Below are 21287 nucleotides of genomic sequence, written 5' to 3' on the forward strand. Positions count from 1 at the left end.
ATTTGACCATTTGCCACACGATGTCGTTCCCGTCGCGGTCGAAGTACGACAGCACGTTCTTCTGCTCTTTCGCCTTGAGGGAGTGGAACCACCCAGCGGTGGTGTCGTTGTCGTGAGTTCCCGTATAGACCACGCACGACCTGACATGGTTGTGCGGCAGGTACGGGTTGTCGGGCCCGGAACCGAAGGCGAACTGGAGGATCTTCATTCCGGGGAAGCCGAACTGATCCCTCAGCGCTTCCACCTCAGGAGTGATGACCCCGAGATCCTCTGCGATTATCGGCAGGTTTCCCAAGGCGTTACGCAGAGCGTGGAAGAGCGATTCGCCCGGCCCCTTGACCCAGCGACCGTTGACGGCAGTCTTCTCCCACATCGGCACCTCCCAGAATGCCTCGAAACCTCGGAAGTGGTCGATCCTAACCATGTCGTAGAGGGAGAGATCGTTGCGCAGCCGGGCTATCCACCAGCCGTACCCTTCTTGAGCCATCCTGTCCCAGTTGTAAAGCGGGTTGCCCCACAACTGCCCCGTCTTGCTGAAGTAGTCGGGAGGGACCCCGGCGACGACGATGGGAACGCCCTTCTCGTCCAGATGGAACAAGTGGGGGTTGGCCCAGACATCGGCTGAATCGTAGGCAACGAATATGGGAAGATCGCCGACGATGGAGATGCCAAGAACGTTGGCGTAGGTTTTCAGTTGCTTCCACTGCCGGGAGAACTGCCATTGCATGTACTTCTGCTCGCCGATGGCCGCTCCCAACTTCTCGCTCCAAGAGGAGAGCGCCTCCGGTTCCCGGTTTGCCAGGTCATCAGGCCAATCCTTCCAACTGACCTCCTTGAACTGCTCCTTGAGCGCCATGAAAAGCGCGTAGTCATGCAGCCAGAAAGTGTTGTCGCAAAAATGCCAGAACTCCTCCTTGCGCTTTTGGGGAGCCTCCACGAAGAAGCGGGCAGCGGCCTCCTTGAGGCGGGCCATCTTATATATCTCGGTGGCCCCGTAATCGACACGCTCTGAATCGAGTTCCGGATTGGCCTCCTCCGTCAGCAGATCGCCCTCGTCCTGCAGCATCTCAAGATTGATCAACAAAGGATTTCCGGCGAAGGCCGAGTAACAGGAGTACGGCGAATTGCCGTAGGCTGTGGGGCCAAGGGGAAGGATCTGCCACAGGGACTGCCCAGACTTGTGCAGGAAATCTACGAATCTCTTTGCTTCTTCACCGAAGGAACCGATCCCTCCCGGGCCTGGCAATGAGCTGGGATGCAACAGGACCCCACTCTTTCTCTTTCTCACCATGTACACCTCGATTGCATTGTAATTGGCATCTGTAAGATGGTGCCGGAAATAGGTAGACATTACTATGACATAAATAAGGTGTAATGCAATGATGCAAAGCCTTTACGCCTTTGGCGGCAAATGGTATAGTGCGGCGCATGGAAACCATAAAGACTGCATCTTTTGAGTCCCTGATCGAACTCGCGGTACCTGATGGGGATGGGTACATCTTCACGCTGGATGGCGAGACGTTCCGGATCAAGGATACCCTTGAGATAACCGGGATCGCCAGCAAGAAGGGATACATCATCATCTACTAGGGAGTCAGTGGGCTTCTCGGACTGGTCGGACATGCATGCCTGCTCTTATAGGTCAGGCGGCAGCCAGAATCTCATCTACGCGCGCACCGTCAAGAGTCTCTTCTTCCAAAAGGGCCTCGGCCAGAGCATCGAGCTTGCCGCGGTTGCCACTGACAAGCTCCATTGCCTTCCCCTCCGCGGATCGAATCAGCGTAGCTATCTCCTGATCGATCAGCCACGCCATCTCTTCCGAGAAGGTCTTCTCTTCAGCAAGCTTCATCCCTAAAAAGGGATGCTCTTCCCCGCGCGGGAAGGTCATCGCCCCTATCTTTTCACTCATACCCCATTGGCAAACCATCTTCTCGGCCAGTTCCGTGACGTGCTTCAGATCGCTCTGGGCTCCTGACGAGACATCGTTGAACGCGATGCGCTCGGCGACGCGCCCCCCCAAGGCGACGCAGAGACGGTTCACCAGGTAGGCACGGGGGTAGTGGTAGCGATCGTCCTCGGGCAACTGCTGGGTCACGCCCAAGGCGCGCCCCCTGGGGAGAATGGTCACCTTGTGCACCGGGTCGGTGCTCGGCAAAAGCCTCGCCACCAAGGCATGGCCGGCCTCATGGTATGCGGTGATCCGCTTCTCGTCGTCCGAGATCACCATGTGGCGCTCCCCTCCCATGAGGATCTTGTCCTTCGCCCGCTCCAGCTCCTCCAACCCCACCACGAGCTTGTTGTCGCGCGCGGCCAGAATGGCGGCCTCGTTGACCAGCCCTTCCAAGTCGGCGCCGGTCATCCCAGGGGTCCCCTTGGCGATCACGGAAAGTTCCACTTCCGGCGCCAGGGGAATCCTCCTCGTGTGCACCTTGAGGATCTTCTCCCGATCCCGCCAGTCGGGACGCTCTATGACGACGTTGCGGTCGAAACGGCCGGGACGCAGCAGGGCCGGGTCGAGCACATCGGGCCGGTTGGTCGCCGCGATGACAACCACCTCGGTGTGTGGATCAAAGCCGTCCATCTCGGACAGGAGCTGGTTCAAGGTCTGCTCCCGCTCGTCATGACCGCCACCGAAACCGGCACCGCGGCTTCTCCCAACGGCATCAAGCTCGTCGATGAAAATTATGCTCGGGAGCATCTTACGGGCACTGGCGAAGAGGTCGCGTACCCGGCTCGCGCCGACGCCGACGAACATCTCGATAAAGGCTGAGGCGGAAATGGAGAAAAAGGGAACCCCGGACTCACCCGCCACGGCCCTGGCCAGGAGGGTCTTGCCCGTTCCCGGAGGACCCACGAGGAGCACGCCCTTCGGGACTTTGCCGCCGATCTGCTGGAACTTCCTCGGTTCCTTTAGGTACTCGACGACCTCTCGCAGCTCCTGCTTGGCCTCTTCCATTCCCGCGACATCGGCGAAGGTCACGTCTATCCGTTCGGAGGTGTAGGCCTTGGCCCCGGAGCGGGCGAAGCCTCCCATCATGCCGCTTGGTCCCTGCTTGCGCATCCCTCTCATGACGAAGAGCCAGACGCCGATGATGATGAACCACGGCAGCAGGTACAGGAAGATGGACCCCATCGTGGAGCCTTCGGTGGAAATGACATTGACGTCGACACGCCGGGCGCTTAATTCGGGCAACAGGGTGGGATCTTCGATGGACGGAAGGGTGGTGCTGAAGTTGCTGACGTCGACGTTCTGCCCTTTTTGTTCGACGCTCACCGCCGGCACCTTGATCGCGGTGCGGAACTGACCCTTGGCGCTTTTGCCCCGCAGTGTCAGCTTGATGATATTATCAGCGGCCAGTTCGGCGCGGAAACGGCTGTAGGTTATTTCCGCCCCACGCTCCGCCGTCTGCTTCACCATCGTCCCGTAAAAGAGGTCGAGCAGCAAAACGAACAAGACGGTGATCAGCAACGGCCTCCAAAAGGTCTGGGCCATGACCCTGCTCCTCCAACTCGGGCTGAAAAAGACACCCCGGTATTCTAACCAAGTTGAAGAGCATTACAAGATTCTAATTATTTAAAGAGGGGGCGCCAGCTTATGCTTCCACCCGGTAGGCCCCGAAGCCAAACGAGGCGCCCTTGCCGAGATGGGTGGCCGCGCCCAGTTGCAGCAGCAGGTGGAACGGCTCAAGGTCACCGTCGAAGCGGGCAGTACCGAGGATTCCGGTGGGGCGGCCGTTCCAGGACACGAAGCGGCAGTCGGATTCGACGGTCCGCACCGTTTCGCTCTGCCCGGACAGCCAACGGTAGTCCAGGGCGGGCTCGGCACCTTCGTAGTGGTAGGCAAGCGATGAGACCCTGCGCATGACGGTGCGGGCGAAGTCGGCGAAGGTGAAGGTCTTGAGCAGGCGGCCCTCTCGCACCAGCTTCAGGGGGGTCAATAGCCGAATCGCGACGGTTTCTGTCGGCAGCGGGCCGGTTAGGGCGGGGTCAAGGGACCCGAGCAGCGGCAGGGTAAGGGATCCGTCATTGCCGCAATCGGTGCGCTCTCCCCCGGGGGATTCGGCGGCCACGGCGACCTCAGCGCCTCCCTTATTCTCAATGAGCAGCCTCACCGCCGCGAGGTAGTCCGGCAGGTGCTGGATGGCGCTGCCGACCAGCGTGAGGGTGAGCTCGCAGACCCGACCCCGGTTGGGAACCGGCGGGAGCAGCGGGAAATCGAAGATGAAAGGGAGGGGTGGTTTCTGGTGGCGCCGGACCGCTTCGGGGTCCTCCGCGATCTGTTGCCCGAAGCTCGCCGGAAAGGCGCAGTCGCCCCGGCGGCAGCCGGTGCAGTCCCCACGCTTGCAGCAAAGGGCGGCACGGAAGGCCGACTCGAAGTCGGCCCGGGTGGCGTAGAAGGCGTAGGGATCGGCGAGATCATGCCTCAGGGTGAAGCTGAACCACAGCCTCGCGTAATGCAGTTCCACAGGTAATTCCTCTTGCGCGGGGTATCAGTTCGCCGATTCGCCCAGCCTACCCTCGAGATATCGCCCCACCTGCGCCAGCACATCGAGAACCTCCCGATCCTGGGGAAGCATCGCGGCGAACCGCTCCAGCACGCTCCTCTGCCGGATCAGCCGCAGGGTTGCCGGAAAGTTGATGTCGTAGATCCACGACACCTGCAGCAGCTTGAAATCGTTGAGGTTCTTCAAGGCGGAGAGTTGAACCATCCTGCCGGCGGCCACGGCGGCCAGGGGTTCGGCCGAGCAGCCGGGGAGATCGGGGAAGCCGAGTCCCGCGCCGGAAGCGCGCTCCGCCTCGGGGGCGTTGAAGTACTCGGCGAAGACGCGCCAGATGTCCAGCTTGTCGGCATCGCGCAGCAGCCTGAGCAGGTCGGCGGTTAGCGCGGGGAGCCCTTCGGGGACCTGGAAGGCGTTGTGCATGCGCACCGCGACCTCGATGCTGGCGCGCTCGACCTCGGGGAGAAAATCGAGCAGGCGATGCTGTTTCACGACCTGCGCGGAGAGGTGGGCGTGGTTCAGCGATTCGCTGTCCTTGAAGGTGTGGTAATCCCTAAATTGCGGAAAGCGGCCGAGGTCGTGGCAGAGCGCGGCGACTTCGGCGAGCATCTCGAAGCGCGGCCCCATCCCGTGTGCGATGAGGGAGGCATTCCGGCAGACGTTGCGGGTGTGCTCTTCTTTGAGGTCGAAGTTGCGCTGCAGCTCCAGGTCGGATGTGCGGAAGGAGTCGCAGTAGGAGCTGAACCAGTCGCGCAGGGGCGCCAGGTCCGGCAGAACAGCGTGATCATTCATCGTGCATCTTCTTGACCACGTACTCCGAGAACTCCGCCATGACCTTGGACTCGTCACCCCCCTGATAGGAGATGATGCTGCGCAGGTGGGCGAAGGACTCGACGTCCATCTTGTCGAAGGCGCAGCCGATGCCTCCCTCGACCAGGCGGGCCACCGTCCCCTTCACGTTGATGACGATCGGTTCGGGAGCCGCGGAGAGGTATATGGTCACCTCGACCGGAGTGCCGACGGGGATCCGCTCCTGCGTCTCCATGTAGAGGCCGTGCAGACTGACGTCCGACACCTCCCCCTTGACTGCCATCCCCTCCGCCTGCAGCAGCGCGGAGACCCTGAAATCGACTCGTGAAAAATTGCGCCTATCTTTCATTGTCATCCCCCTTCCGGACAGCAAGCTACAAAAGGGGGCACGAGGCCCCCTCCCGGTGTTTCTCAACTAGTTCGGATGCTAGTCCTCGAAGTTGCCTTCGGGCCCCTTGTCCTTGGAAAGCCCCTGGGCCTGCTTGGGGAGCTGTTCCTTGGTCCACTCGGCGGGGTTCTCGATGCGCTTACCCTTGGGGCCGAGGTCGTAGGAGCCGGCCTTGAGGATGGCTTCGATGGCCAGCGGCGCGGTGTCGGCGGAGTTGAAGACGTTGGCCATCAGGTTGTAGGCGAAGTCCTCGACCCTCTTGCACATGCGCTCGCGCACGTCCTTGGGCTGGGCCAGCAGCTTGTTCTCGAACGGGAGGTTGAGGTTCTTGTAGTCACCCTTCTTCCATCCCTTGGAGTCGGCGAAGGCCACCATCTCGGCCCAGAGCTCCTCGGTCATCCCCTCGCCCTTCACCTTGATGAAGTTGCCGTTCTCGTCGAGCTTGGCGTTGCCGTAGTCGTTGACCTCGAGCCCCCAGGAGACGAACTGGAGCGCGGTGGCGACGTTGGCCTTGGTGGTGCGGGTCTTCCGGGCGATCTCGCGCAGCCTGTCGTAGCTGTTGCCGGAGGTGCCGTGCTGGGCGCCGTTGACGCCGTACTGCTTGATCGCCTCGTGGATCTGCGCGGTGAGCTCCACCTGGATGCCAGCGTCGGACGCCTCGATACCATGGGTGGTGCCGTTATTGAGGGCGATCCAGTCCGGGAAGATGCCATGGGCGTTCAGGCCGCGGATCAAGAAGAGGGCCTCGGGAACGGTGGAAAGCCCCTCCTTCCCCTTGATCTCCCCCACTTCGGTCTCGAGGCCGGCCCAGGCCGGGATGATGCTGTTGAGCTCGATGTTGGCGAGGAGGTTTTCCTCGTCGGGGAGGTGCGAGGCGTCGATGGCGATGGAGGTGATGCCGGCGTCGAACATGCTCGGGATCTCGACCTTGGCCGACTTTACGTCCGCTTCACCCTTGATGCCGTAGTGGTCGGCGTGGATGGCGACCGGGATGGTGATGCCGAGCTCGTTGGCGACCGCATCCACCTGGCGGGCCATGTTCCAGTAGTTGACCGGGCAGTACGCTTTCTGGCCACCCTCGCTCTTGGCGATTTCAATGATGACGGCGGCGTTGGCCTTCTGGGCCGCCGCGAGGACGCCGCGGATGACGAAGTGGTTGCGGCCGTTGGCGGCCAGCGCGAGGGCGTGTCCCTTGGCGTTCATGGCGCGGTCGATGACCTTGCCGCTGACCAGGAGTGCTTTTGAATTGGGGAAGAGTTTCGCTACGTTGGGGGGACGCCCTACTTCCAGCGCTTTGACGAAATCTGAAGATGTTGCAGTCATATCTCCTCCTTTTGGTGGGAATATCAAATCACATGGCAAAAAGCCGCTTCCTTATAACATCTTAATCATGCAAAGGCAAGGACGTTCGCTAGCGCCCCAGGGAAAACGCGGTGCTGCCGCCCCCGGAGAACGGGGCGCTGCCGATGTACTCTCCCTTCCAGTACAAGGCGGCTTCCCCTGGCGGGAGACCGGCCTCGACCGGGGCGAAAACGAAGCGCTCGGGAGGATCCGCCCCGGCGGCACCGGTGACGGTGAGCGGATAGCGGGCCAGGACCGGAAAGTCCCCGCGCACCGCCTCGACCGCTCCCGGCTTCGCGGCCGTCCCGCGCACGACCTGGTACTGCACCCCTTTTTCGCGCTGCGGCAGCTTCGCGTGCAACAAAAGCTCGCCCCCCTCCCCGGAAAAGCGGAGGTCGTAGGTCGGGGTCCAGCGCTCGTTACCCACGAGGAAGGAGACCTGGGCCTTGCTGCCGGTGACCCAGATGCGCGCCGACGCGACCCCCTTGGCGGCCGCCGCGAGCTCCCGCTCCACGGCGTCGAGCGCGAGCCGGCATTTGCGCTTGCTGCGGTAGACCGACTCCATCTGGTTCAAGGCGAACTCGGTCCCCTGCTGCAGGGTAACCACCGGATCGGGGTTGGCCTTGGTCCTTCTGGGCGCCTTGCCGCTTTGCGACTTGGCGGCGGCGGAGAAGATCTCCTCGCGCCGGTTCAGGGCGTCCATGCGGTCCTGCAGTTCGCCGCGGCGTTCCCTGAGCCGGGCGATCTCGCCCGCCCGGTGCCGGTCCTGCTCGGCCGGGACCAGCTCGACCCGCTGCACGGTCCCCCCCGGCGCCTTCACCCGGAGCGAGCCCGGTGCGAAGCTCTCAGGCAGGGGGAGCTCCAGGTACCCACCGGTGGCGGATAGTTCCAGCTCCACCCGCGCGCCGTCAAGGAACAGGGTGACGCTCTTTTGGCCGGCGCTGGCCTGCTGGCAGACCAGCACCGGGAGCAGAACGAGAGCAAGCGGCAACAGGCGCATGGGGCACCTCGCAAAGGCGGCCTGGGTCTCAAAAAACACAAAGGACAACTTTACTGCGCCCCGATGCCATTGCAAGCAGCCGGTATGATTACTTCTCTACGTCGAGGAGCTCCACCTCGAAGATGAGGGTCGCGTTGGGCGGAATGACGCCGCCGGCGCCGTTGGCCCCGTAGCCAAGTTGCGGCGGAACGACCAGCTTCCTCTTGCCCCCCACCTTCATGGACATGACGCCCTCATCCCACCCCGGGATCACTTCACCGGCGCCGATCCTGAAGATGAAGGGCTGGCCGCGATCGAGGGAGCTGTCGAACTTGGTCCCGTTTTCCAGGGTGCCAGTGTAGTGCACCTTGACCCCTTTGCCCGAGGTCGGGGTCGGACCGGTCCCAACCACGAGGTCGGTATAGGAAAGGCCGGAAGGGGTGGTCACCGCCCCGGCGGCGGCCTTGGCCGCGGTTTTCTCGGTTGCCGGCTGCTTGGCAGGATCCTTCTGGGAGCAGGCGGGTATGGCTACCGCCGCCATGAGCAGCAGCAGCACGAGGAACTTCTCTACGTTGCGCATCAATTTTCCTCCGTCAGGTTTGTATGAGTTGTTAATCCAACAAGTGGATGAAGAGGCCACTTCTGAGCTTGGGCTCGAACCAGGTCGACTTGGGGGGCATGATCTTGTCTTCGTCGGCCAGCGCCATCAGTTCCTCGATCGAGGTCGGGAACAGTGAGAAGGCGACCATGTACTCGCCGGAATTGACCACCCGCTCCAGCTCCTCGACGCCGCGGATGCCGCCGACGAAGTGGATGCGCTGGTCGGTGCGCGGGTTGCGCACGCCGAGGACCGGGCTAAGCAGGTTGTCCTGCAGGATGGAGACGTCCATGGACGCGACCGGGTCGTCCGCCGGGAAGGAGTCCTCGCGCGGGGTGAGTTCGTACCACTTTCCGCCCAGGAACATGCCGAACTGGTGGCGCTCACCCGGGTTGACCGCGCCGGATACCGGGGTCACCTCGAAGCGCTCACCGACCCGCGCCATGAACTCGGCGACGCCGCGGCCGTTCAAGTCCTTGACCACCCGGTTGTAGGGCATGATGGTCATCTCGTTGTCCGGGAAGATCACGGTGAGGAAGTAGTTGTACTCCTCGCTGCCGGTGTGCTTCGGGTTGGCGTCCTTCCTCAGGTCGCGTACCCGGCTCGCGGCGGCGCTGCGGTGATGACCGTCGGCGACGTAGAGGGTCGGGATGGCGGCGAAGCTCTTGGTGAGTGAGTCGATCAACTTCGGGTCGGCGATATCCCACAGGGCGTGGGAGACGCCGTCGTCGGTGGTGAAGTCATACAGCGGCGCCGCCGTGGTAACCTGGTCGATGGTCGCGGTCAGGGCCGGGTCATGTCTATACGTGTAGAAGACCGGCTCGTCGTTCGCGTTGAGCGCGTCGATATGCTTGACGCGGTCCTCTTCCTTGTCGGCCCGGGTCAGTTCATGCTTCTTGATGGTGCCGCTCTGGTAGTCGTCCACGCCGGCGCAGACCACGAGGCCGGTCTGGGTGATGCTTCCCATCTTCTGGCGGTACACGTAGTAGCGCTCGGTCTCGTCCTGCAGCAGCACGCCCTCCGCCAGGAATTTCTCCAGGTTGTCGCGCCCCTTCACGTACACCGGATCCGAGTGCACATCGATGTCCCGGGGGAGATCGATCTCCGGGCGGGAGATGTGCAGGAAACTCACCGCGTTGCCGGCGGCCATCTGGATGGCCTCATCGGTGTTCATCACGTCATAGGGAAGAGCGGCGACCTTCTCGGCCAACTCCTTTTTGGGGCGTACCGCCTTGAACGGTTTGATAAATGCCATAACTGCTCCTGTCTCGGTTTTGGTTCAACGTTCAACGTTCAAGGTTCAACGTCTAAAAAATCAGGTTCTACGTTCTACGTTCTACGTTCTACGCTCTACGTACTAGTACTGCGTTCTACGTCTACCGGCCACGGGTAACGGAGAAGGACGTGCCTGTTCCCTTTGCTCCACCTTCTTGGCCGGCCTGGACCTTATCGGCGGTTCGGACGCCGGCGTTAGAAATAGCGCTTGGCGCCGACGAACCGCTTCTGGAAGTAGGACTCGTCCATGGAGCTCACCTTGATGTCGTCGCCGCGGCGCGGCGCATGGACGAAGCGGCCGTTGCCCACGAAGATGCCGACGTGGTTGATCTCGTCGCCGGAGGCACCGAAGAAGACCAAGTCGCCGTCTTTGAGTTCCTCGCGCCCGACGGTATCCCCGACCCGGTACTGCTCACGCGAGGTGCGCGGGATGTTGACGCCGCAAAGGTTGTAGACCGCGCGCACGAAACCGCTGCAGTCCATGCCGTCGACCACGGTATCCCCGCCCCAACGGTACGGGATGCCGACGAAGCGCTCGGCGGTGCGGGCGGCGATGTTGCCCATGTCGCCGCGGTCACGCTTTACCGGCTCCTCTTTCTTCTTGCCCGGAGGCAGGGGCTTGCTTGGTTTGGTGATGGACGGGGACGGTGTCTTCTCGATCACGGTCTCCCGCACCAGCACGGTCCGGTCGGGCTGCGGCGGCGCGATGAAGTAGGAGCCGATGGTCTTCTCCTTCACCAGCTTCTGGGCCACCTTGCGCGCCTCTTCCCGGCGCGGGAAGTCTCCGAAGCGGACCGCGTAGATGCCGTTTTCCCGTTTGAAATAGAACGCCTCTATCCCCTGCTCCTGCAGTTTCTTCGTGAGGCGCTCGGCGTTTTTCACGTCCGAGAAGGCGCCCACCTGGATGGCGAAGCCGACGCTGGAGAGCCCGGCGCGCTGCGCGGCGCAGCCGGTGGCCGCGGGCGCGAGGAGGAGCAGATATATGATCAACAGTCGTGCCGTCTTAAGCATTAATTGTTCCTTGTGTTGCTCCCGCCCCCGGAGGGGGAGGGTTGGGGAGGGGGAAAGCGAGTGCCGAAACCGCCCCTAGATGTCCTTGGTCTCCCGGCGCACGCCCATCAGAAAGGGAACCACGAAGTCGTCCAGGGCGCCGTCGAGGACGTTGTCGGGATTGCCGCTTTCCACGCCGGTGCGCAGATCCTTGACCATCTTGTAGGGATGCAGCACGTAGGAGCGGATCTGGCTCCCCCAGCCGATCTCCTTCTTCTCGCCGGCGATATCGGCCGCCTTCGCCTCGCGCTCCCGCAGCTCCATCTCGTAGAGCTTGGAGCGGAGCACCTTCATGGCGGTGGCCTTGTTCATGTGCTGGCTGCGCTCGCTCTGGCAGGCCACCACGGTGCCGGTGGGAAGATGCGTGATCCTGATGGCCGAGTCGGTGGTGTTGACGTGCTGGCCGCCCGCGCCCGAAGAACGGTAGGTGTCGATCCTCAGGTCGCTCTCCGGGATCTTGATCTCGATATCGTCCTCCTCGATCACCGGGAAGACGAATACGGAGGCGAACGAGGTGTGGCGCCGGGCGCTGCTGTCGAATGGGGAGATGCGCACCAGCCGGTGGATGCCCGCCTCGGCCTTGAGGTAGCCGTAGGCGAACTCGCCGGTGACCGCGAAGGTCACCCCCTTGATGCCGGCGCCGTCGCCTTCCTGGTAGTCGGTGATCTCGGTCTTCCACCCCTTCTTCTCGCAGTAGCGCAGGTACATGCGCAAGAGCATCTCGGCCCAATCCTGCGACTCGGTGCCGCCGGCCCCGGAGTTGATGGAGAGGAAGGCGCCGGAGGCGTCGTGGGGACCGGAGAGCATCCTGCGGAACTCCGCCTGGCTCACCCCGGTCTCCAGCTGCTCGTTCATGGCGTGGACCTCGGCGAGCGTCGCCTCGTCCTGCTCCTCGCTGCCGAGCTCGATCAGTTCCTGGATGTCGCGGGCCTGGCGCTCGAGGTTTTCCCAGATGGTGACGTCCTTCTCCATCGCCATCCTCTCCTTAAGCACCTTCTGGGCCTTGTCGGCGTCGTTCCAGAAATCGGCGCGGGAGGTCAGCTCCTCGAGTTCCTGCATCCGCTCCCTCTTGTCATCTACGTCAAAGAGACCCCCGGAGTTTGTTGATTCGCTCGGCAAGGTCCTCGATCTTGGCAATTTCTTCTCTGAACATCTGGAAAACTCCTTTATGGTCGCATCGCCCGCAGGCGATCATTGGTAGTGGCAAAACTATTAAATACGGCGCCCACGGTAGCAGGCGATCCCCATGCCGACGCTGCCGGAGAGGCAGAGCAGGGCGAAGAGGTCGCCGAAACGGTTGTAGAAGGTCCGCCCGGTGCCGGTCCTCACCTCCCCGCTCAAGGTCGCCTCCTGGAACAGCGGGGTCATGCCCCGGATGTGCCCCTTGCTGTCGATCACCGAGGAGATCCCGGTGTTGGCGGCGCGCACCAGGGGGACCCGGTTTTCCACGGCCCGGAACACGGTCATGGAGAGGTGCTGGTAGGGGGCGGAGCTGCGTCCGAACCAGGCGTCGTTGGTGATGTTCACCAGCACCTGCGCTCCCTTCTCCACGTAGGCGTTGGCCACTTCCGGGAAGATCCCCTCGAAGCAGACCAGCACGCCCAGCTTCCCGGTGGAGGCGGGGAGCACCACGGCCTCCTTGCCGGGAGAGAAGTCGCCGATCCCGGTGACCAGCTTGTTCACGAAGGGGAGCAGCGGCGCCAGCGGCACGTACTCGCCGAAGGGGACCAGGTGCAGTTTGTCGCTTCTCCCGGTGATGGCGCCCTGCTCGGAGAAGAGGAAGGCGCTGTTTAGGTAGCGCACCCTCCCCCCCTGCTGTTCGTAGGCGGGGCTTCCCACCACGAGCGGGCTCTTCAGCTCCCGGGCCAGCGCGCCGACCCGGGCCGCGTAGGCCGGTTCCCGCTGCAGGAAAAAGGGAAGGGCGCTCTCCGGCCAGACCACCAGGGTCCCCGGCTCCGGGTTCCCCTCCCGGGTCAGCCGCTCGTAGGTCTTCAGCGTCGCTTCCTGGAAGGAGGGATCCCACTTCTGGTCCTGGGGTATGTTCCCCTGCACCAGCAGCACCTTGCGCACCTCGCCCCTGTCGCTGCGGGTCAGGGCGGAGACGCCGTAGACCATGGTCGCCGCCATGAGCAGCACCAGGAGCAACAGGGCGCGCACCGGGTAGGGCTTGCGGTGCCGCATGGAGACCCAGATCCGGTAGAACACCACGTTGGCCAGGGCGATCAGGAAGCTCACCCCGTACACGCCGGTCACGTCGCTGATCTGGATCAGCGGCAGCGTGCGGTACTGGGAATAGCCGAGGCTCGCCCAGGGAAAGCCGGTCAGGACGTAGGAGCGGATCGCCTCGCCGCTCACCCACAAAAGCGGGAACGAGCAGATAAGCGGGATACGGCACATCTCGCAGCGGCGCACCAGCCAGAGCACCGCGCCCGGATAGAGCGCCAGGTAGCCGACCAGGACGAGGTAGAGGGTCACGCTCACCGTCCAGTGCAGCTTGCCGTAGTTCATCATCACCACGTTGAGCCAGTACAGGATCCCGGCGTAGGCGACGCAGCCGGCCGCGAAGCCGAGCCGGAAACCGACCCGGGGGGAGACCCGGTCGGTGGCCAAAAGAAGCGGCACGAAGGCGATCCAGGCCAGGGCCGACACCCCGGGCAGCGGGAAGGAGAGTGCCAGCAAAACGCCCGAAAGCAGCGCCAGCAGGAAACGCCCCGCAGTCGCCTCGCCTGCCATGGCGGTTCTCGCGGTCACGATTCCTCAGACTCCCCGGTCGGCTCCTGTTTCTTCGCGATGTGCACCTTGGCGATCCGTCTTTCGTCCGCCTCCAGCACGGTGAGCACCAGGGAGTCGTTTTCGATCACGTCACCCGCAACGGGGATGCGGCCGGTGAGGTGGAACAGGAGTCCCCCCACGGTCTCGAAGTTTTCCTTCTCGATCGCGACGTCGAAGTGCTCCTCCAGCTCCTGGATGGGAAGCCTGCCGTCGGCGACGATGGAGCCGTCCCCCTGCACCGAGAGGCGCTCGGTCTCCAGGTCGTACTCGTCCTGGATATCACCCACGATCTCCTCGAGCAGGTCCTCAATGGTGACCAGGCCGGCGGTGCCGCCGTACTCGTCGATGACCACCGCCATGTGCACGCGGCGCTTCTTGAAATCGTGCAGCAGCTCCTCGAGGTTTTTGGTTTCGGGAATGAAGAAGGGGGGACGGATCAGCTTCCTGAGCTCGATGGCGTCGTCGGGCTCCCCCCAGTAGCGCAGCAGGTCCTTCGCGTAGATGAGGCCGATGATGTTGTCGATGGTCCCCTCGTAGACCGGCAGCCGGGAGTGGCCGGAGGCGATGATGGACTTCAGCACCTCGCGCACCTCGAGCTCGATGGAGACGCAGGCCATCTCCATGCGCGGCAGCATGATCTCGCGCACCATCGAGTCGCCCAGGGTCAGGATGGAACGGATCATCGCGTTCTCCTCCTGGTTGATGACCCCTTCCTCCTCGCCGGCGTCCATGATCTCCTGGATCTCCGCCTCGGTTACCTTCTTTTTGCCGTACAAGAGCCGGGTCAGGGATTCGATGAGTCCCTGGCCCTTGCGTCCGTTACCCTCTTCCAAGGATCTGTCTCCTTAATGTTGATGACGTGCCGGTCACAGCCCCCCCTGCCAGAACGCGCGGAACAGCAGGTGCACCGCCAAGGTGATGGCCACCCCCACGACCGCCCCCACCACGACCTCCCGGGGACGGTGGATCCTGAGCAGCAGGCGCGAGTGGCTTACCATGACGGCCAGGATGAAGCAGAAAAGCGCGATGAGCGGCTCCTGGGTGCGCAGCGCCACGGAGGTGGCGATGGAGAAGGCGACGGCCGAGTGGCCGCTGACGCCGCCTCCCTCGAGCGGCTTTCCCGTGCCGCCGCGCGCCTTGAGGATCACCACGACGATCAGCACCAGGACCGCCGAGACCACCATGCCCAGTTCCGACTCGCTCCCCACCGTCTCAAGGCCCAGCCTCTGCCAGGGGAGCACGTACTTGGAGAGCACCAGGTATCCCATGATGGCGGTGCCGAAGGCGGCCACCAGCACGGCGCCGGCCGCCACGTCCTTGGCGACCTTCGCCATGGGGTGGTACTCCGGCGAGATCATGTCCACCACCACCTCGATGGAGGTGTTCAAGAGTTCGGCGAAGAGGACGAAGCTGATGGCCAGGGCCAGCAGCATGAACTCGATCGAGGAGACCCGCAGCAGGAGCGCGACGAACAGCACGGCGAGCGCGGCCAGGAAGTGGTAGCGCATGTGCTTTTGCGTGCGCGTCGTGTGGAGGATTCCCTCAATGGCGCAGTTCACGGAGTCGATGAAGCGGGTCGGCTTCATGCTATCCCCTGCCCCGGCTAGACAAGCCCTTCCTCGACCAGCAGGGAGAAGATCTCCCGCTCCTTGGCCTCCATGCGCGCGGCCTCGGCCTCGCCGCTTCTTTCATGGTCGTAGCCGGTGATGTGCAGGATGCCGTGCAAAAGCAGGAAGTAGAGGCGCTCCAGGAAGGTCTGCCCGGCTTCCTCGGCCTCGCGCGCCGCGGTGTCCACGGAGATGACCACGTCGCCCAGGACGTCGGGATTGATGGCGCCGAACTCACCCTCCTGCATGGCGAAGGAAATCACGTTGGTGGCCTTGTCCCGCCCCAGGTACTCCCGGTTCAGGACCCGGATGGCCCGGTCCCCGACGATGCTGACGGAGAGTTCCGCCTCAGGACATCCCAAGGCGTCTAAGATCCTCTGCGCCACCTTTCGCAGCTGCGTCGTCGCGACCGGCATCCGCCTTTGGCGGTTCGCTATCGATATCCTCTGGCTTCTTGGCAATCGTCTTCTCCTTGTAGGCGGGCTCGGGGTAATCGATGCGCTGGTGATAGATCCCCGCGAGTATCTGGTTGAAGCTCTTGGCTATCTCGTGCAAGTTCTTCAGGGTCAGCTCGCACTCGTCCAGCTGCCCGTCGATGAAGATGTTGTTGATGATCTTTTGCACCAGCCCCTGGATCCTGGCCGGGGTGGGGTCGGTGAGGGTGCGCGAGGCGGCCTCCACGCAGTCGGCCAAAAGCACGAGCCCCGCCTCCCTGGTCTGCGGCTTGGGGCCGGGGTAGCGGAAGTCGCGCTCGTCCACCGGCGGGGAGCCCGGCGTCTCAAGCCCCTTCGCCTTCAGGTAGAAGTAGTTGATCAGCGAGGTGCCGTGGGACTGCCGGATGATCTCGATGATCGGCTGCCCGATGCGGTGCTCCTTGGCGAGCTCGACCCCGTCCTTCATGTGCGAGATGAGGATGAGGGCGCTCATGCTGGGGGAGAGCTTGTCGTGGCGGTTCTCGCCGTCGCGGATGTTCTCGATGAAGTACTGCGGCTTCTTCAGCTTGCCGACGTCGTGGTAGTAGGCGGCGACGCGGGCCAGGAGCGGGTTCGCGTTGATCGCCTCGGCGCCCGCCTCGACCATGTTCCCCACCAGGACGCTGTGGTGGTAGGTGCCCGGAGCGCGGATCATCAACTCCCGCAAAAGGGGCGAGTTCAGGTTGGCGAGCTCCAGGAGCTTCACGTCGGTGGTGTACTGGAAGAGCGCCTCGATGAGCGGGATGGTGCCGGAGACATACACCGCGTTGATGAGGCCGCCCAGCAGGGCGAAGATGATGCAGTACAGCGGCTGCAAAGAGAGCGGGCCGTCATTGTAGACGTGGAAACAGACGGCGAGCGCCACGTTCACCGCGCTCACCTTGAATCCCGCGCTGTAGATGGTCCCCCGCTCCTTGCACTGGCGCACCCCGTGGGCGCCCACGATCCCGCCCAGGAGGGCGTAGACCACCACCTGGAGCGAGTTGTTCAGCATGATCCCGGTCAAGGGCGCCGTGATGGCGCAGTAGACCAGGGCCACCTCGGAGTTGAGGATGATGCGGACGATGATGGCGGAGGCCGCGAACGGGAAGAGATAGAAGTAACTCGCCGTGTCGATGGAGGGGAAGAGCCCCCCCAGGGCGGTGGAGACCGCCGACACCAGCTTGAGGACGGCGAAGTTGCCAACGGTCAAAAGCGACAGCAGCAGGATGTCCTTGTTGCTCGGGTTGAACTTCCTGATGTTCTTGCGGCCGAAGCGGTACGGCGCATAGCAGAGCACCAGGATCAGACCGAAGATTCCCAGACCGGTGAGCACGGGGGTGCTGTTCCTGGTCTTGAAGATCTTCTCAAGCTTCATCGCCTGCTCGGAGGTGACCCGCTCGCCGACCCGGACGATCATCTCGCCGCGCTTCATCTTGAAGAGCACCGGACGCACCGCGGCGCGCGCCTCGCTCTTCTTTGCGTCGGTGCCGTTGCGGTCGAAGGAGAGATTGGGGGTGATCATGCGCAGCGCCACGCCCTTGAGGAGCTCGAGGTCGTGGGGCGCCGCCCCCTGGGTCAGGCTGGCCTGGGAGAAGAGGCGACGGGCGGCGGGGAGATCGATGCTCGCGCTGTAGTCACCGCCGGCGACATCCTGCCTGGTCGCCTCGTCGACCACCACGATGCCGTGGCGCAGGTCGGCGGCGAAGTGGCCGCGGTCGGCGACGATACGCTGCCGGTACAGGGGGGCCAACTGCCGCGCCAGGTCGGAGAGGAACGCGCGCTGCTGCTTGACGTGGGAGAGCGCTGCGAACTCCTGCGCCGAGATGTCGACACCGAGGACGGCGACTGCCGCCTTGCGCCTGGCCTCCCCGCGCAGGGTCGGATCGTCCACGACATCCAACGCGTCATCGAAGCGGCGCACCAGCTCGATGTTGCCGTTGGCGGCCAGGGTATAGACGAAGGGTGCGGCACCTTCGGCCTCCGCCCTTTTCTTCTCGGTGAGCAGCAGGTCCTCGATCAGGTAATCCTGGGTGGCGCGGATGTCGGAGGTGGCGATATCGCCTTCGCGGTACTGCACCGAGAGGAACTGCGGACTCGGAATGATGAGCAGGGTGAGGAACAAGGCGGTGAGGAACAGCATGATGAAGCGGCTGCGCTTCTCATTCCTGTCACAGGTGAGACCCTGGGCAACCGCTTCCATCCAGCTGTCACAGAGCCGGATCAGGGAACTCTTCTGAATTGTCTGTTTGTCGCCGCTTTCGGTGGGCATTATCTTCAATGGTTCCCGTGTCGTAAGGACAGAGACTGCGAGAATAGCAGCAAGGGGACAATATATCCCGTTTATTCCAGCACTGTCAATCTAAACCAAATGGCTTGGGAACCGCTGTGGCTTCGCCATGTTAGCAAAAATTTACAAAAGCTGCTTCCCTTTGAGGGCAGATATGTTATATAACGGAGGCTCCATTAGGACGGGCGGTGCTGCCCGTTCACAATTAAAATTAAATTCCAGGGGGGTAGAGATGAGCCAGATAACCGACGTTTACGCCAGGGAAATACTTGATTCCAGAGGGAATCCGACGCTTGAGGTCGAAGTGTTCCTGGATTCCGGTGCTATGGGTAGAGCCGCGGTTCCCTCCGGCGCCTCCACCGGCGAGCGCGAAGCGCTGGAACTGCGTGACGGCGACAAGGGGCGCTACCTCGGCAAGGGCGTGGAGAAGGCCGTTGCCAACGTGAACGACATCATCGCCGACGAGATCACCGGCATGGACGCCACCGACCAGGTCGGCATCGACAAGAAGATGCTGGAGCTCGACGGCACCGAGTTCAAGAGCCGCCTGGGCGCCAACGCCATCCTCGGCGTCTCCCTCGCCGTGGCCAAGGCCGCGGCCGACGAGGTAGGCCTGCCGCTGTACCAGTACATCGGCGGCTCCAACGCCAAAGAACTGCCGCTGCCCATGATGAACATCATCAACGGCGGCGCCCACGCCGACAACAACGTCGACATCCAGGAATTCATGATCATGCCGGCCGGCGCGAAGAGCTTCAAGGAGGCCCTGAGGATGGGCGCCGAGATCTTCCACGCGCTGAAATCCGTCCTCAAGGGCAAGGGGTACAACACCGCCGTCGGCGACGAGGGTGGCTTCGCGCCGAACCTCAAGTCCAACGAGGAGGCCCTCGAGGTGATCATGGAGGCCATCGTGAAGGCGGGCTACAAGCCGGGCGAGGAAGTGCTCCTGGCTCTCGACGTCGCCTCTTCCGAGCTTTTCGAGAACGGGGTCTACACCCTGGAGAACGAGGCCGAGCCGAAGAAGACCGCCGACCAGATGGTCGACTTCTACGAGAACCTGGTCAACAAGTACCCGATCATCTCCATCGAGGACGGCATGGCCGAAAACGACTGGGATGGCTGGAAGAAGCTCACCGACCGCCTGGGCAAGCGCATCCAGATCGTGGGCGACGACCTCTTCGTGACCAACCCCTCCATCCTCAAGGAAGGGATCAAGAAAGGGATCGCCAACTCGATCCTGATCAAGCTGAACCAGATCGGCACCCTGACCGAGACCCTCGACGCCATCGAGATGGCCAAGCGCGCCGGTTACACCTGCGTCATCTCGCACCGCTCCGGCGAAACCGAGGACGTGACCCTGGCCGACCTCGCCGTCGCCGTCAACGCGGGCCAGATCAAGACCGGTTCGCTCTGCCGCACCGACCGCGTCGCCAAGTACAACCAGCTCCTGAGGATCGAGGACGAGCTGGACGAAGTCGCCCTGTTCAGGGGTGCCGACGTCTTCTACAACGTGAAAAAATAGGGGCGAATAATCATTCGCCCGGTTTTTGAAGTAGAAAGGGCGCACCTTAACCGGGTGCGCCCTTTTCTTTGTCCTCCCCTCCCCCCGGATTCCCTTGCGCCTTCTTCCTCATGAAGGTATACTCCGACCCATGTTAACCTACCAGATAACGGCTGAAGACCACCTGCGGCGCGTGGATAGTTTCATGCGCAACCTCCTTCCCACCGCGCAGTTCTCCTACATCAAAAAGCTGATCAACTCGGGTCACCTCAAGGTGAACGGCGCTGACGCCGAACCGGGGGACCTGCTGCGTTACGCCGACCAGGTGACCCTCAAGGAAAGCGCCAAGACAGCGGCGTTCCTGGCCCGGCTCACCCCGGAACTCGACATCCTGTTCGAGGACAGCTGGATCATCTGCTTCAACAAGCCGGCGGGCCTCGCCGTACACCGGACCGAAGACCCGGAAGAGATCACCCTGGTCGATCTGGCGGAGATGCTTTTGAAAAAACGCGACGGCGTCGGCAGGCTGCGCCCGGTGAACCGGCTGGACAAGGGTACCTCCGGGGCCATCATCCTGGCCAAGAGTTCGGTCGCCGCGGGTATGTTCGGCAAAATGGTGCAGGAGGAAGGGCTCGGCAAGCTGTACCTCGCCATGGTGGAGGGGAAACTGCAGAAGCAGGGAACCATCGATGCGGCTCTCGACGGCAAGGAGTCGCAGACCAGTTACGTGAGGCTCTTCCAGGGGGGGGGCGTGTCGCTATTGGCCGTCTATCCGCTCACCGGGCGCATGCACCAGATCAGGCAGCACTTCAGGATGATCGGGCACCCGATCCTCGGGGACAAGCGCTACGGCGGCAGGAAGCTTTCCGGCTTCACCGGCCACGCGCTGCACTCCTTCAGGACCACGCTGGTGCACCCGGCAACCGGTGAGGAGATCGACATCCCGGCACCTTTGCCGGAACAGCTGCTGCGGCTCGCCACCCGCTGCGGCGCGGTGAGCGACGAGGACTTCCTGAAGACCCTGAACGACGTCCCCGCCGCCGAGACCTTGGCGCTTTAATCCTCCCACCCCTGCGCGCCGATCAGCGGCACGAACCGGACCGCGCAGAGGGTGTCCCGATGCAGGCTCCCGCCGCGATCCCTGCGCACCCGCACCAGCTCCTGCAGATGCGGGGTCGGCCCGACCGGGATCACCAGCCGCCCTCCCGGCGCGAGTTGCTGCTCCAGCTCTTCCGGTACGCCGGGCGCACCGGCAGTCACCACGATGGCGTCGAATGGTGCATGCTCCCGCCACCCCAGCGTCCCGTCGCCGAGATGGACCGTGACGTTGTCGTAGCCGAGTTCGCGCAGCCGCTCTCCGGCAAGGTGCGCCAGGGACGGTATCCGCTCCACCGTGAATACCTTTGCCGCGCAGAGGCTCAGGACGGCTGCCGCGTAGCCGGAGCCGGTGCCGATTTCCAGAACCTTCTCCCCCCCCTGCAGTTCGAGCGCCTCGATCATGTAGGCGACGATGTAGGGCTGCGAGATGGTCTGCCCGTCCTGGATCGGGAGCGGGCCGTCCTCGTAGGCGAGATACTCCATGCCCGGAGGGAGAAACGCCTCCCGCGGCACCTCGCGCATCGCCCTCAGCACCGCTTGGTCCGTGATGCCGCGCCCCGCCAGGTGCTGGCTCAGCATTCGCTCCTTCCTCGCGGCTAGTTCCCTTTGCGCATCGCTGGTCATGGC

The 21287-nt window shown here is 63.2% G+C and carries 20 protein-coding genes (1 of these 20 running past the window's edge); 3 read left to right on the top strand and 17 right to left on the bottom strand.

The features are described from left to right. A protein-coding gene (malQ, locus tag KOL99_RS20690) for a 4-alpha-glucanotransferase (protein WP_216512357.1) crosses the window boundary here: on the bottom strand, positions 1-1351 show its 5' portion. 197 nt of this gene lie to the left of the window's left edge; 1351 of the gene's 1548 nt are visible here — the first part of the coding sequence; it begins with the start codon at positions 1349-1351; its stop codon lies beyond the left edge, outside the window. Positions 1352-1428: 77 nt separating this feature from the next. Between malQ and KOL99_RS20695 the strand changes: the two genes are divergently transcribed. Continuing rightward, positions 1429-1590, top strand: coding sequence for a hypothetical protein (locus tag KOL99_RS20695; RefSeq protein WP_183348458.1), 162 nt, complete (start codon positions 1429-1431; stop codon positions 1588-1590). A 52-nt stretch (positions 1591-1642) separates the two neighbouring features. Here KOL99_RS20695 and ftsH read toward each other — a convergent pair whose 3' ends face one another. From ftsH to KOL99_RS20770, 15 genes are all read right to left on the bottom strand, one after another. Continuing rightward, on the bottom strand, positions 1643-3493 hold the full coding sequence (ftsH, locus tag KOL99_RS20700) for an ATP-dependent zinc metalloprotease FtsH (RefSeq protein ID WP_216512358.1): 1851 nt from the start codon (positions 3491-3493) through the stop codon (positions 1643-1645). Positions 3494-3593: 100 nt separating this feature from the next. Beyond that, complete coding sequence (gene cas6, locus KOL99_RS20705) at positions 3594-4466, bottom strand: CRISPR system precrRNA processing endoribonuclease RAMP protein Cas6 (protein WP_216512359.1); 873 nt, start codon at positions 4464-4466, stop codon at positions 3594-3596. Positions 4467-4490: 24 nt separating this feature from the next. Further along, on the bottom strand, positions 4491-5291 hold the full coding sequence (locus KOL99_RS20710) for an HD domain-containing protein (RefSeq protein WP_216512360.1): 801 nt from the start codon (positions 5289-5291) through the stop codon (positions 4491-4493). Next, the gene (locus KOL99_RS20715; protein ID WP_216512361.1) at positions 5284-5658 is read right to left on the bottom strand and encodes a PilZ domain-containing protein; all 375 of its coding nucleotides are present in this window, start codon (positions 5656-5658) and stop codon (positions 5284-5286) included. The genes KOL99_RS20710 and KOL99_RS20715 overlap by 8 nt, the downstream gene beginning before the upstream one ends. 78 nt (positions 5659-5736) lie before the next feature. Beyond that, positions 5737-7020: a class II fructose-bisphosphate aldolase gene (locus KOL99_RS20720; protein WP_216512362.1), complete on the bottom strand. Its 1284-nt coding sequence runs from the start codon at positions 7018-7020 to the stop codon at positions 5737-5739. Between the two features lie 88 nt (positions 7021-7108). Then, entirely contained in the window at positions 7109-8038 is a 930-nt protein-coding gene (locus KOL99_RS20725) for a DUF4140 domain-containing protein (protein ID WP_216512363.1), read from the bottom strand. A gap of 88 nt (positions 8039-8126) precedes the next feature. Further along, a complete protein-coding gene (locus tag KOL99_RS20730; RefSeq protein ID WP_216512364.1) occupies positions 8127-8597 on the bottom strand; it encodes an FKBP-type peptidyl-prolyl cis-trans isomerase in 471 nt (156 codons plus the stop codon). Positions 8598-8628: 31 nt separating this feature from the next. Next, positions 8629-9870, bottom strand: a complete 1242-nt coding sequence (locus tag KOL99_RS20735) for a DUF1015 domain-containing protein (RefSeq protein WP_216512365.1) — start codon at positions 9868-9870, stop codon at positions 8629-8631. Positions 9871-10085: 215 nt separating this feature from the next. After that, positions 10086-10901: a C40 family peptidase gene (locus KOL99_RS20740; protein WP_216512366.1), complete on the bottom strand. Its 816-nt coding sequence runs from the start codon at positions 10899-10901 to the stop codon at positions 10086-10088. Between the two features lie 75 nt (positions 10902-10976). Continuing rightward, positions 10977-12093, bottom strand: a protein-coding gene (prfB, locus tag KOL99_RS20745; RefSeq protein ID WP_216512367.1) for a peptide chain release factor 2 whose coding sequence is annotated in 2 segments (ribosomal slippage) — positions 10977-12023 and positions 12025-12093 — 1116 coding nt in all. Because the reading frame shifts where the segments join, the coding sequence is not laid out codon by codon here. A gap of 59 nt (positions 12094-12152) precedes the next feature. After that, entirely contained in the window at positions 12153-13673 is a 1521-nt protein-coding gene (gene lnt / locus KOL99_RS20750) for an apolipoprotein N-acyltransferase (RefSeq protein ID WP_216512393.1), read from the bottom strand. A 14-nt stretch (positions 13674-13687) separates the two neighbouring features. Continuing rightward, on the bottom strand, positions 13688-14545 hold the full coding sequence (locus tag KOL99_RS20755) for a hemolysin family protein (protein ID WP_216512368.1): 858 nt from the start codon (positions 14543-14545) through the stop codon (positions 13688-13690). Positions 14546-14578: 33 nt separating this feature from the next. Then, complete coding sequence (locus KOL99_RS20760) at positions 14579-15298, bottom strand: diacylglycerol kinase (RefSeq protein ID WP_216512369.1); 720 nt, start codon at positions 15296-15298, stop codon at positions 14579-14581. Between the two features lie 17 nt (positions 15299-15315). Further along, complete coding sequence (ybeY, locus tag KOL99_RS20765) at positions 15316-15735, bottom strand: rRNA maturation RNase YbeY (RefSeq protein ID WP_216512370.1); 420 nt, start codon at positions 15733-15735, stop codon at positions 15316-15318. Next, entirely contained in the window at positions 15668-18043 is a 2376-nt protein-coding gene (locus KOL99_RS20770; RefSeq protein WP_216512394.1) for an HD family phosphohydrolase, read from the bottom strand. Before KOL99_RS20770 ends, ybeY begins: the two co-directional genes overlap by 68 nt. A 250-nt stretch (positions 18044-18293) precedes the next feature. On the opposite strand from KOL99_RS20770, the gene eno reads away from it, so the two are divergent. Further along, the gene (gene eno / locus KOL99_RS20775; RefSeq protein ID WP_216512371.1) at positions 18294-19583 is read left to right on the top strand and encodes a phosphopyruvate hydratase; all 1290 of its coding nucleotides are present in this window, start codon (positions 18294-18296) and stop codon (positions 19581-19583) included. A 130-nt stretch (positions 19584-19713) separates the two neighbouring features. After that, positions 19714-20622, top strand: a complete 909-nt coding sequence (locus tag KOL99_RS20780) for an RluA family pseudouridine synthase (RefSeq protein ID WP_216512372.1) — start codon at positions 19714-19716, stop codon at positions 20620-20622. Here the strand turns inward: KOL99_RS20780 and KOL99_RS20785 are convergent. Then, positions 20619-21284 carry a protein-L-isoaspartate(D-aspartate) O-methyltransferase gene (locus KOL99_RS20785; protein WP_216512373.1) on the bottom strand — a complete coding sequence of 222 codons (666 nt, stop codon included), beginning with the start codon at positions 21282-21284 and terminating at the stop codon, positions 20619-20621. The two genes, KOL99_RS20780 and KOL99_RS20785, sit on opposite strands and share 4 nt — an antisense overlap. Between the last annotated feature and the right edge of the window lie 3 nt (positions 21285-21287).

It is taken from the genome of Geomonas azotofigens, assembly GCF_018919395.1.
Lineage (GTDB): Bacteria > Desulfobacterota > Desulfuromonadia > Geobacterales > Geobacteraceae > Geomonas > Geomonas azotofigens.